Below are 13,348 nucleotides of genomic sequence, written 5' to 3'. Positions count from 1 at the left end.
GCCTCCCAAGCCGTGCCGAACGACACCTGCACCCGTCCGCCAACACCGCTAGCACTGCTGTGTTGCTGTTCGCTGTCTTGCAAGCTATTAATCGTCAGGTCGCCGCCAATCTTGGTGGTGATTACCTTACCGCGCACTTCAGCGCCGCTCAACGTGGTGTCACCACCACTGATAAGATTAACCTTGTCCGCATCCAGTAGCGTGTTATGGTAGGAGGTGCCTTCACCTTGTTGCTGACTGCGGTTATAACCGGCTTCAACATAAGCATAGACCCCCGTTTGTCCGCCAACGGAATAACCCACGCCCACTTGCGCACCACTGCTGCGTTGGCTGCTTTGCTGTTGATAGCTGTCTACCCCGGCACTCAGCAATATCTTATCCGCCGCATTCAGCTCAATCGTACCGCCCGACGTGCGCTTGCCCTCACTGTCTCGGGTGGTAATAGTGGTGTAGGTCGCATCAATATTGCCACTACGTGCCGTCAAGTTGACACCCTGAGCCCCATTGAGATGGTTGCCGACCGCACTTTCGCTATGACGATAGCTGTCGCTTTTCGACCGGCTGAAACCAACACCAACTTCGCCTTTTATCAGATAGCCCTTATCCGATAAGCCCTGGTAGCTGCTGTAACCTTTCGCCGCCAGTGCCGCACCTTGCAGTGCATTTAAGCGGTCGTTGGATTTGTCGCTGCGCACCAAGGCTTCAGTCTGTTGTACCAAGTCAATCAACGGAGAACTGACTTTGGCAAAAGCACCGATTTTGCTGTCACGACTTGCCTCACGATGTTGTTGTACGTTAGTCGCTTGGCTGAACGTGAGGCTTTCTGCGCTAATATCCAGCCGTCCGTTGTTCGCCATCACATCACTTGCCGTTTGCCGGTAATCCCGAGCGGCATTTAAATTGACACTGCCTTGCAAACTGCCCAAGGTGGTTCCTTTGTTCGCCAATTCGTTTGATTGTGAACTTTCGCTGTTACGATAAAAACCGGCAAAACGTTCGGTGTCGGAAATAACCGCTTTGCCTATCCCTTTGCCTCGGTCTTCTGATTGTTGTCGCTGCCACGCTTCCGTTGTCGTCAACAACAGGTCGCGTCCTGCTGCAACATTGATGTCTCCTTGCGCCACCACGTCGCTGCCCACCAAGGTAACATCACCACGTTCAGTCGCCACTTCAAGCTGACCGCCACTCGACAAACTGCTCACTTGTGCCCGACTGACTTCTCCACTATCTTGGCGCCGGTTGTCATATTTTATCGCTTCCAATGTCGTGGCGCCGTCATAACCACGCCCTCGCTGTTGCTTATCTCCCTGTTGACGAGTCAGATCTTTCGCAACATCGAAGATAATGTCGTCTTTTGCTGCAAAACGCATATCCGCTTCCGAACTGAATTTCGCCCCTTGACTCAAGATGCTGCCTTTGTCCGCTATCACCGTTAGCTTACCGCCAGCATTGAGTTCACTCACTACCGCACGTTGTTGGCTGCCTTGCTGTTGTTGCGATTGACGTTGTGAGGTAGCAAAACCCGTCACCGGCTTCATTAACCGCAGGGTGGTTTCCGCAACCGCTATGCCGTGCGCCGTTGCCGTACCAACCACGCTTTTACCGTTTCCGCCTTGCAGTGATTGTTCACCCATACTGTCTTGATAAGTCTGCTTGGCGACCTCAAGTGGGTTATACATCACTTGCACCCCAATACCACTGTGTTTGCTCTGTTGCTGTATCTGCTGTTCACTATTTTCCGTCATCGCAGTGAAGTTCACTTCACTGCCCTGCACCGTCATATCCCCACCCGAAGCTAAAGCCGATGCAGCAATGTCGACCTTCTCACCCGCTTCAATGCGAAGATTGCCCTGTGTAGCTTGAACCAAAGTGGCATTCAACGTTGTCGATTGCCCCGTGCTATCCGTTGAAGACTGCGCTTTTTGATGCCCTACCGTCGCCACACCATTTTTCAGCGAAGCGCTAAAGCCGGATTTTTTATTTTTCTCTTCATAATGATGGTTATACCGGTTTTCTGATGCTTCAATCTGAATGTTATCTTTAGCCAAGAGAGTAATATTATTTTCAGCTATCAGATTGCTACCAACAATATGCAGGTTACCTGCTCGAAGATTGATCTCTTTCCCTTGTAATTGTGAACCGTTTTGCTCAGTACGTGTTTGTTGTGAATGCGTTGTTTTGCTACCTTTACTGAACGTACTGCGATATTTAGTGTGGTGGTATTCTTCAAAGTCCAAATTAGATTCACGGGTGCCGAGCATCAGATTATTATTTGCAACTACATTCAGTTTGTCTTGAGCCGATAAGTGCGCACCTTCACTGGTCAGATTTTTCGCTTGTAGTTGTACTACACCACCGCCACTAACGCGGCTATTCACCGCCTCCGTCACTGTCTCTCTGCGACGATTGTCGCTATTTCCACCCAGCGCTTCATGATAACCAACATCAAGGGTATCCAAGAGCAGATTATTTTTTACATCAAGCAGAGTGACACCTTCACCTTGATTGATAATATCCGCCCCTGTAACTTGCAAATTATGGGCTGAAAGTGTCAATTTGCCATCAGGGTCACGCACATAGAAAACCGCTTTGCGATCCAGCACCGTATCACGGCGCTCAAATCCAGACCGCTGTACACGGCTTTCTCGCACGGTAGATTGATGCTGGATATCGCCATCCACCTTAATTTGCAAAACCTTATCCGCATCAATTTGCCCGCCTATATTACTTAATGCGGATGCATCAAGTGCGGTCAGACGGGAGCTTATCCTTCCGCCCAGATTTTTAATGTTTTCCTGATTGAGGTTGACCAGCTCTCTGCCGGCTATTGTGCCGCTATTGATGAGTTCGGCACCGTTGGTGACAACCTGATTGCCGCTCAATAATGCACCACGCCCGTCAACATCGCCCTTTCGCGCTAGCACATACACTTTGGGTACTAATACCGATACAGTTTCACCTGAATCCAACCGTACCGACTGGCTTTCTAGCCACACTATATCGGAGGTAAGCTGGGCGATTTGTGCCTCGCTCAAACTCACACCCAATGCTAGATTAAACTTATTCGCAAACGTGATGCCGTTATCCATTAACGCCTTATACTGGCTTTCATTATCACTATAGCCACTTAAATAACGATATCCGGTTAATTGGTTAATCTGCTCATTCACCAGTTTCTGCTCATAAAATCCATCCCCTAGTCGTTTCTGTACCCTGTCCGGATCGTGGCGCAACGTATTGAACATATGATCGGAGCTGAGCCATTGCTTATACTGCGCAAAAGCCGGATCGGTTTCCACTAAGATATGGCTTTGTGTGTTTGGATTGACTTTATATAATGCCGAAGTCGGCAGGTGAGTGTCTATCTCAATAAAACGAACATGATCGTTTAAGGTTTTAACTGCAGATGGCTTTTCCTCTCCCATGGCAAAAGGGGTAAATTCCGCTATATTTGGCTGTAGATGGCTATCCGAAGAGAAAACATCCATCGTTTTCTCCATAGCGACCTGCTTTTGCTCTACTTTGGTGAGATAAACAGGAATAGTTGTTGCTTCGGTTTTTAACAAGCCATTGGAGACATACGTTATATTATCCCGTTTATATTTAGTTTTACCGCTACTTGTTTTACCATTTTTGATTTCTCGACTATAGATTTTACTGCCATAATCTTCGGTGACACGGGTTCCTGATTCATTGTTATTGCGAATCTTATCTGTCACTCCATGCATGGTGCCACCTGCAAGTACATGACTTTTATCATTTAAAAATGAGCTACCGCTGAATAACATATTACTACTAGACAATATTTTGCCCGGAAGACTGGAAATGACCACATCTTCTTTTATAATTTGCTTATCAACCTTGATATCATAGTAGTCTTTATATTCCTTATATCCTGCGCCTTTTTCGGTAACATATTTTTGATTATGTTGTTCAATGTCTCGCGACAACTGCTCAAAAGCCAATGTGTTTTTTTCAACCCACTGTAAATAATAAGGCTTAATCTCATGGTCAAATTTTTCTTTGTTACTCAAATAAACACTATAGTCAATATCATACTGGCGTTTTTTCTGCTCATATTCGGCTAATAACTGCTTGTAACGACGCTCTGATCCCCTTTTGACTGGCTTCATCGGTTCAATAGGGGCAATCGGAGCTTTAGCATTAACGAGGTGGCGAGTAAGCGTATCATCTGCTTCAGGCGTAATATTAAAATAGCGCCACGCTGGATCGGTTGGGAAATAATAGGAATGAGGCTCAAAATCACACTGGTTTGCTAGCGATTTGCACTGATTGACCTGTGGTAAGATAAAGGATTGTACGTCACCATTTTCCGGTTTTGTCACCGTATCTTGCTGACGCCAAATTAATTGGCTTTTTCCCCTCACTCCTGATGTCATCTGCAAAAGATCATAAGCAATTCTCAAATCTTTTTCAGCATAATCTCTAGGGACAATATAGTGCCAGTTGCGCACTTGTTCTCCGACAGTTTGCATTTCTGTTTTATAAAAAGCATTGGTATTCTCAATGTGATGAATCGCTAATCCCATTGCACCGTTACTTTCAATCACCGCACTTTGATTATAAAGATGATCGGTTTTACCGGTAGCATGGTTTTGCTCATCTAATGTTCGACCAAATAACAACTCGCCATCACTGTAGATCATGGCACTGCCGTTCATATTTGGCACATAAGTGTCATTTTGGTTATAAATTGTTCCAACCCCGAGATCTAAGCGTTTTCTAGCGGCAATGACGGCGCCGGCGTGTTTGCCATTCACGACCTCGTCGTGGTTTTTTAACTGCTCGGCTTGCAACGCAATACTATCACCATAAATCCGCCCCGTACCCACGTTGTCAATAAGATTGGCTTTAAGCAATGTCAACGAGGAACCATCCTTGCGAAAACTGTTAATCAATCCTCGATTGATAATCTGCTTACCTGCGATGAGCTCCACATCGCCGGCACTCATTTGCCCAGTAGCCCGGTTTTCGATCTGCTGCGCATGCAATCCTAACTGATGACCAGCCTGCATCAAACTATTATTGACCACATTACCCGCTATTTTAAAATTAAAACTGCCTTTAGCATATATCGCCGTGTCAGCCGTAAAGTCTTCTTTTAAGGTAATATTAAGATCACCACCGCTCTTTATATCTCCATCACCGCTCAGCTGTGTCGCCTCAATCTCCAATAAATTAACCGCGTGAATCTTACCCGCACGATTATCAATCGACACCTCATTTCCCTGTAAAGCAGCGGTATTTAAGGAGGATAAAATACCCTCTTGGTTATTGAGATAATCCGCCGTCGTCATTGATAAGTGATGGATAGCATAAATTCCGCCTTTTTGGTTTTCTGCATTCTTGAGCTGAAGCTCAATCGTACCGGCGATAATCCCCTGTGTAATTTTGCCACCTTCTATTAAAGGCTCGGTTGCTGTACCTTGGTTTAACAGAGTATCGAGCTGCAAGGTTAATTTTTTCGTAACCTGTATCAGCGAACCGGTCTGTGATTGATGACGATTATCTAGCACTCGTCCAATAATATGCAAATCTTCACCCGCATCCAGAGCCCCTTGCTGATTATTAAGCGCATCGATATTCAGTATGCTATCACCACCACTTAATAATGTTCCTTGTTGATTATCTAATATAGGTACCGTCACCGATAATTGCTGTCCGGCACTGATTTCACCTTGCCGATTATCAATCTGTGTCAGAATATCAAGATTAGCACTGTGCTGTTTAGAGCCTATATTGCCACCAACATTGTCAATAGCCTCACTTGTTATTCGTAAATGATGTTCACTAACAATATTACCTTGTCGATTATTTAATGGCTTACGACTTGAAATTTCACTGTTTTGACCTGCAAATAGTGTCCCTTGCAGATTGTTAAACACTGAAACATCCAATTTGATATTTCCGGCAGTTGTTATTTTTCCTTTAGTATTATTTAACGACTCACTTAACAATAATTGAAAATCTGTTGTGCCTCGCTGAATCCAACTACCACCGGTATTATCCAGTCTGTCGGCTTGCACCTTAAAATGTGCAGCGTTTAAATGGGCATTTTGGGTTAAAAGTGCGCTCGGGGTGGTAAACGTAGTCGTATCTTCACTGTACAAGCGGCTGTTGCCTGCTTGAATATCACCGCCGGCTGCCGTCATACTCACTTGGTTGGCAGCGGTTTGGCTGTGGCGGATATCGACATCACGTGCATTAACTGTGATGTGTCCCGAGGCGAGATTCTGCCCCTGCGCCACCGCACTTTGCTCGGCGTTTAAGTTCAGGCTTTTGCCGTTGGCACTGTGTGAATTAAGCACTGGCTGTTCGCCGTGCTCACCATTGATAAATTTAACCCCGGCAGCCAACGTAGCAGAGCGAGTTGCCACAATCTGCTTGGCTTGATAGTCAATATTCCCCTCGGCAAAGGTTTGCCCTTGTTGCGCTATCTTGCCGTTCGCTTGCAACCGCACTTTGCCTTTAGCTTGCGCCTCGCCCTTGGCTATCACACTGCCGTGTTGTTGAATACCTTGGGTTCGGCTTTGCATTTGCACATCGCCCTGTTGCGCATATACCGTGCCGCGGTTTTCCAACTGCTGTTTGGCGCTGGCGTTGACGGCTTGTTGTGCGCCAACAAAACCGGTGTTGACAATCTGCCCCTGTGAGTCAATCTGCACATTGCCTTGGGTGGCGCCGATATGTCCGGCGTTGCGCACGCCTAAGCCGTCTTCCGTGCCGACCAGATGGATTTTGCCGGCATACATCCCACCCAATTCGGAGACATCCACCGCATAGCGCACGTTTTCCGGTGCCGCCGTTGGGTTCGGCGCTGTGTTACCGCCGGTGTGCAAAATTTCAACGGTTTGATTATCACCAGAGACCTTATTCTTGCCCGTGGTCACTTTCAGTTCTTTTGCCCAAATACCGGCATTGATTTCGGCTTCTCGCGCAATAATATCGGTGTAATCCGAGCTTGAGCTGTCCATGCCTAGACCAGAGACCGTCACCTTGCCCTGTTCAACTTGATAGCCTTTCACCATCCCGTTTTCCAGTTCCACTTTGCCCGTGGTCAAGGTAGTGCGATTGGCATTAATCGTGCCACAGCCTTGGCATTCAATGCCTGAGGGGTTGGCGATAATCACCTCCGCTCGTTGTCCTGCCACTTCTACATAGCCGTGCAATCGGCTAAGGTCGGCAGAATTGACCTGATTGACAATCACCCGTGCTTCGCCGGTCGCCAAATAGGGATTGCCCTGCACCCAACCGCCTTGTTGGGTTTGCGCATTGGTGCGGCTGTTGTTGAGGATAGCGCCCTGATTGGCCACATCGAATTGGCTATAGCTGTTTTTTGATACCCCTTGGGCACTGGGGGTTTGGATATTGACTTGCGGCACACCGTTGGCGGTTTGCAGAATAATCGCCTGTTCGTTTTTCGGTGCGCTTTGGTCGGCACGAATTTGCATGTCATTGGCACTCGCCGTGGCACAAAACAGTAAACCCAACAGGCTGAACAAGCTGGCATTGACCGCACTGAGCTGCCAGCCTTGGCTTAAAAAAGTCAGCGGCTTTTGTTCTGAGACAACCTGCCCGCCTTCGCCTTTGGCTTTGCCCTCGCGGGTGACAATTTCAGAGACCACAACCAAACGTTGTTGGGTTTTGCTGAAAATCAGGCGGTAGAGATGCTTGTTCATGGGGTGTTCCTTTTACTTTCTGTGTCTATTTTAAATCTATTTTGAATTTATTTATGGCTATTGAATTAAAACTGATAACTCAGATTAAAACCAGTGGTCACATGGCTGGTGCGAAAGCCCTGTGGTTTGTGAATCGGGGTGCCGACAAAATAGTCATAGTTCAGCCCCCACAGATTGCCACGCAGCCCTAGCGCACTGCCCACCAAATGACGCCCTAACCGTTGCTTGGTGCCCCGTCCCCGTATCACGCCTTTGTCGAGGGCGAGGTACAGCTCATGCCCGCTTGCCATCACATTCCATGCCAATTCATTGCGCCACAACCAACCTCGGTCACCGGATAGCGTCAACTCGCCGTCAAAACCACGCACGGTGTAACGTCCGCCGATACTGAAGCGGTCTTGCTGGATGAGCGGGGTCTTATTCCATTGTGCCCGCCAACCGGTGATATAACGCCACGGCTGCTCCCCCAGCGCAAACGGCAGGATTAAATTGATATCCGCATTGATGATTTTGGGGCGTGATGTGCCTTCGCCATACGCCTCTTCCGGCGCAGCCAGTGAGCGGTTGGCGCCAGTGCCCCGTTTGTAATTGAGGCTGATATCTAAGGTTGCCTTGCCGATATACGCTTTGTGCTGGATGCCGATTTGCCAACCTGCCATGCGGCGACGCTGCACATCGACTTCAGCATCATCAATGTAGTTCGCCGAACGTCGGTGCCACACGCCAAGACTAGCCGTGGTTTTGTGCTGTTGGTCACGATAGAGTAAACGCGAAAGGGTGGCGCTCATGGTGGTGGTTTCACCGGCATAACGATAGTTGGTAAATGCGCCGAATACCTGCTGGTGATAATCCTGCTGTGAGCCCGACACGCTCAGCATCCAGTTTTTCCACGGCACGCCGTAATACAGACTGATATTTTTACTGCCCCGTTGTCCGTTATCATCACTATCACGCTTAAAACTGCGGGTAAACGCGGTGTAAAACAGGTCATTGAGTGACAGCATATTTTCAATTGATGCCGTAACACTGCCTTGCAGACGACCAGTCGATTTGCTACCGGCATCATCCAGCCCCAAGGTTAAACGGTAGGGAAAGCGTTGCTCAAAATCAATCAACAACTTGCTGTCGCCCGGGTTAGCGCCTTCCTCAGCCGGAACAATTTGAATATTGGCATCGGCATGCGGTGGTCGTTTCAGGTTTTCTAACCCTTGCTCAATATCACGAATATTCAACAGCTCGCCGCTGCTCATCGGCAAGGCAAACCACACCGTGGCTGGTGTCACTTTGCGAAAAGCACTGTTATCCCGCACTTGAATCTGACTCACCCGCCCTGGCACCACCGTCAATATCAGTTTGCCCGAACGCAAATCCTGTGGTTGCACCAACACCCGTGTGGTCACAAACCCCTTGTCGATAATCGCATTTTGCACCCGTTTCATTAAAATACCGATGCCCTCCCCACCAATACAATGCGGCAACGAGAAATCCCGTGCTTGATACACCGCATCCAATGCCCAATCGAATTGGCTGGTCGGCGGTCGGGAGTCTTTGGTGGCATAGGCGTGTAAATCGGGGCTGTTCAGGTCAAGGTCGGTCAGATAGAGTTCAGAGATGGTCAGGCATTGGGCTTCGGGGGTTAACAAGGGACGTTGTTCGGCGCTATCACTCTCGGTCTGAAACCGCACTTCCGGATTATGCACCTGCTGGCGTTGCAGCGCTTGGTTCTGCTGTTGTTGGCGTTGTTGCTGTTGGGCATCGAATTGCAAATCGCTTGCACTCACTGTTGATGAATTGCTTGTATCGGCGAAGACCTTAACCGGAAAAAGCAACATTGGCACAGCAAGCGTAATGAAAGCAAAAGTTGAAGAAGTAAAATTAAGTGGAACACGGTTAAAAGAGAGTGTTGAGCTTTTAAGTCGCAAAATAATATACCTGACTAAAATTGACAAAATATGCGTGGCAGAAGTATATGTTGATTTGTTAAATTTTGCCAGTGTAAATTCAATCGAATTGGAGCGTAATTTGTTTCAAATAAAAAATCAGACAGGCTATATTCATAGGTCTGTTGTTAAACCATTTGGCTATACCATTTAGTGATGCCACGCCTTTTTGAGGCATGAAGAATCAAATCACCACCGTATTGACTCGATAGTCTTCTAACATCAGCTCCAAACGATCACCTTCTTGTAACGAAGCGACACCTTGCGGCGTGCCGGTGAGGACGACATCGCCTTTTTGTAAGGTGAAAAAACGGCTGGCGTAGCTGATCAATTGAGCAATCGGAGTCATCATTTGAGCAGACTTGCCTTTTTGTCGTAATTCACCGTTGACACTCAAACTGAAGCGAATTTTATCCCAATCAGGGCATTGTGCCGCTGGGATAAAATGTGAAATTGGGCAGGAATTGTCAAAGCCTTTGGCTTTTGCCCACGGCCAGCCTTTTTCTTTACACTCTTGTTGCATATCTCTCAGGGTCAAATCCAGCGCAACCGCAAAACCGACCACGGCATTTTTTACCTGTCCCGGCGAGGCGTTAGACAGCGTTGATCCGATCAGCACCGCAATTTCCAGTTCATGATCCACCCGTCCCCATTTTTTAGGAATATCCAACGGTTTATTTAGTGGGCAAAGTGCGGTATTCGGCTTCAGAAACAGTAATGGCTCTTGGATTATAGGATTGTTCATCTCTTTAATATGTCCGACATAATTGCGTCCGACACACACCACTTTATTCACCGGTAAATCCAAGGTACTGCCTTTAATATCTCTATGTTGATACATACACTTCTCCTGTCCGTTGCTCAACGCACCATCACCGCTACTGACTCCATTTGTAACATATTCCCTTTTTAAAAGATAGGCGGTTTTTTATTGATTTACACGCGCCGCAATTTGGTCGGCAAACATGCCGATACTCAAGGCAAAATAGTTAGAATTGTTCCAATTGAGCAAAGTGCGGTAGTTATTCGTCACCAAAAACACCCTACCGACGTCTTTATTCGGGCGCACCAGCCACAAATCGGCACCGGCAAGTTGTTGCCAGCGTTGCAGCGTGGCATTGTCGTATGATTTCAAGCGCACGCCCATCGCTTGCCACGTTGCCAACGAGCGTTTTTTGCCACTTTCGATACCAGCCAGTTCCAACGACATTGGGGTGTCCAGCACCACTTCAACACCCCATGGCAATCGTTTGTCCCAACCTACGGTTGACAGATAGTTGGCGATTGAGGAAAAAACATCCGTTTGGGTTTTCCAAATATCCTTACTGCCGTCACCATCGGCATCAACCGCATAACTTAAAAATGAAGACGGCATAAATTGCGACTGCCCCATCGCCCCTGCCCAAGAGCCTTTCATGCGATCGCGCGAAATCACATTTTGTTGCAAAATTTTCAGCGCATTCACATATTCTTGCGCAAACAAGGTTTCACGCCGTCCGTCAAATGCCAGCGTTGCCAAAACCGACAACACATCGTAATTGCCTTGATAGTAGCCAAAGCTACTCTCCATGCCCCACAACGCCATAATATAGTGATTCGGCACGCCATACTGGCGGCTGGCTTGATTCAGTGCCGGCAGTTGCTGCCAATAACGCTGTTCAGCAATGTTGACTTTTTGCAGCGTTAAAACGCGGTTAAGGTAGTTGGTTACGCCATTAGGATTCGGCGCCGCAGGTTGATTGCGGTTGCGCTGCGCGCGTTCTGCTTGGCTGTTGTCTAACTCAACGGCTTTAGCAATATAGCGGACATTTTGCCCTTTTTGCGTAATCGTTCGGCTGCTGACTCCTTCGGCAAGCGCTCTTTGCTCTAAATAACTGACATAATCGTTAAAATTATCTAAGGTTCTCGCTTTGCCGAACGGCTGTCCGTGATAGGTTGTTTGATTCGAGCTACAACCTGCCAACAATAGGCTGGTGATCAAAAAGGTTCTTTTCAACATTTTGCTTTCCTATAAATCTTTCTTAGTAAATTACCGCTTAGCTGCCAAATTATTTTGCAACTTAAATGCTAACAATAAATTCTGTTCCTGCTGTGGCATTTGCAGATAAAATCCCTGTGTTTGAAGCTGTTGGCTCACGCTGTGATTATCTGCCAATGCCAACGGTTTATCGCCGTGCAGGTTAAACAACATCAACAATTCCGGGGTGCCGAAACGCTCTAATAAAGCTTGTGGCACCGCGGAAAAATCATCACGTTTGGCAAGGTATAAATACATTCCGGCATGGCGACGTGTTTTATAAATCGCACATAACATCAAGCTCTGCTCCTCTGTTCATCTGATTCAATCATCGTAATTATACGAAATTTATACTATAATCAGAATACTCAATTCATATTAAAGACTTCTTGCACGTTATGGCAAATAATATTATCGAGCTGCATACCGGACAATTCTCATCAATTTTGCTGACAATCAACAGCGCCAGCCTGGTAGCAATTAAAAAAGCGCTGACCAATAAAGTGCAAAAATCGCCGCTTTTCTTTCAAAATGTGCCGGTGATCCTAGAATTTAATCAACATCTGCAAAAAGTGGATCTGTTCAAGTTGCAACAGCTATTGACAGAGTTTGGGATTCAGCTGATCGGGGTCAGCAATTGGCATAATAATCTGGAAAAAGAGCTGGTGCTGAGTCATAACCTGCCAGCACTGGGCAAAAGCACCAGTTTGGATCAAATTATGCCACAGTTTCGTTATGTCAAACCGAAAGTGGTTCAAGGCAATGTTGCTGCCGGACAGGTGATTTATGCCAAGCATTGTGATTTGATTATTCACGGGGACGTGGCGCAAGGTGCCGAAGTCGCTGCCGACGGCAATATTCACATCTACGGCAAACTGTGGGGGCGTGCGATGGCAGGCGTTAATTCAGAACACAATGATTGCAGCGTTTACACCCAATATTTGGATGCAGAGTTTCTGTCGGTCTGTAAACGTTTTGTGTATAAAGCACAAATTCCGATCGACTATTTGCTGCAAGCAGTGCGTATCGAAGCCGGTGCCAATACATTAAGCTATCACTATATCAACAGCCCCTAAGTGACCGTTTCAAACAGAATCAAAAATGCTGCATCACCGCCCCATGCCTTCGGCGCTTGATGCAACGCCCGCACTTTGGGGTGTTGCACCAACCAGCGCGGAATCTGTTGTTTTAATGCAAAAGTGCCGTAGCCGGTCATAATACTGGCACAAAACACATTCTCTTTCTCACAGGCGTGCAATAATGCCGCCAACTCCGCTTTTGCCTGCTCTCGCGTCAGGCCGTGCAGATCCAGAAACAGCTCCGGCGCAAAATCGCCACGTCGCAATTGTTTCAGCAGATGGGAATCCTCGCCTGCACGCAAATACCGCACTTTGCTGTCCTGTTCCAATAGTGGTTCGTACTGATCGGAAAAATAGAAGCTGATATCCTGTTGCTGCGCTAATTTGTTATTTTGCTGCTTCTGTTTCGCTGCCGTTGTTTTTATTCTTGGCGCCACTATTCTTGGATCTACATATCTTGGATCTACATAGGTATCTTGCTTCAACTTTTTCGTCCCACGGATTTCGCGCCGGAAAAGCTGAATATCATCTTGCTCTAAACTCATCGAATTTGCCTGACTGCCCTTGCTCTTTGCTGTTTATACATAAAATTCGGCGTCAATATAACACGAA

8 protein-coding genes are annotated in these 13,348 nt (G+C 47.2%); 2 read left to right on the top strand and 6 right to left on the bottom strand.

Going from position 1 to position 13,348, the window contains the following annotated elements; genetic code table 11:
- Nucleotides 1-7,700: two-partner secretion domain-containing protein (locus FHQ23_RS10105; protein ID WP_139614219.1), on the bottom strand; the 7,700-nt coding region annotated here is incomplete at its 3' end.
- Nucleotides 7,701-7,765: 65 nt separating this feature from the next.
- The gene (locus tag FHQ23_RS10100; RefSeq protein ID WP_139614218.1) at nt 7,766-9,532 is read right to left on the bottom strand and encodes a ShlB/FhaC/HecB family hemolysin secretion/activation protein; all 1,767 of its coding nucleotides are present in this window, start codon (nt 9,530-9,532) and stop codon (nt 7,766-7,768) included.
- Between the two features lie 16 nt (nt 9,533-9,548).
- On the opposite strand from FHQ23_RS10100, the gene FHQ23_RS10095 reads away from it, so the two are divergent.
- Complete coding sequence (locus FHQ23_RS10095) at nt 9,549-9,794, top strand: hypothetical protein (protein ID WP_139614217.1); 246 nt, start codon at nt 9,549-9,551, stop codon at nt 9,792-9,794.
- 30 nt (nt 9,795-9,824) lie between these two features.
- Here the strand turns inward: FHQ23_RS10095 and FHQ23_RS10090 are convergent, their stop codons facing one another.
- From FHQ23_RS10090 to FHQ23_RS10080, 3 genes are all read right to left on the bottom strand, one after another.
- Nucleotides 9,825-10,481: a fumarylacetoacetate hydrolase family protein gene (locus FHQ23_RS10090; RefSeq protein ID WP_139614216.1), complete on the bottom strand. Its 657-nt coding sequence runs from the start codon at nt 10,479-10,481 to the stop codon at nt 9,825-9,827.
- An 87-nt stretch (nt 10,482-10,568) separates the two neighbouring features.
- Complete coding sequence (locus FHQ23_RS10085; protein ID WP_139614215.1) at nt 10,569-11,639, bottom strand: lytic murein transglycosylase; 1,071 nt, start codon at nt 11,637-11,639, stop codon at nt 10,569-10,571.
- 30 nt (nt 11,640-11,669) lie between these two features.
- Entirely contained in the window at nt 11,670-11,954 is a 285-nt protein-coding gene (locus FHQ23_RS10080; RefSeq protein WP_139614214.1) for a YcgL domain-containing protein, read from the bottom strand.
- A gap of 101 nt (nt 11,955-12,055) precedes the next feature.
- Here FHQ23_RS10080 and minC point away from each other — a divergent pair, with 101 nt between their 5' ends.
- Nucleotides 12,056-12,733, top strand: coding sequence for a septum site-determining protein MinC (gene minC / locus FHQ23_RS10075; RefSeq protein ID WP_139611311.1), 678 nt, complete (start codon nt 12,056-12,058; stop codon nt 12,731-12,733).
- Here the strand turns inward: minC and smrB are convergent.
- A complete protein-coding gene (gene smrB, locus FHQ23_RS10070) occupies nt 12,730-13,281 on the bottom strand; it encodes an endonuclease SmrB (RefSeq protein ID WP_139614213.1) in 552 nt (183 codons plus the stop codon). The genes minC and smrB overlap by 4 nt on opposite strands.
- Nucleotides 13,282-13,348: the final 67 nt, after the last annotated feature.

Origin of the sequence: Testudinibacter crocodili, assembly GCF_006228025.1 — a bacterium.
Taxonomy (GTDB): Bacteria; Pseudomonadota; Gammaproteobacteria; order Enterobacterales; family Pasteurellaceae; genus Chelonobacter.
Note: the sequence above shows the minus strand (reverse complement) of the source record. Positions and strands in the feature narration are given on the sequence as shown.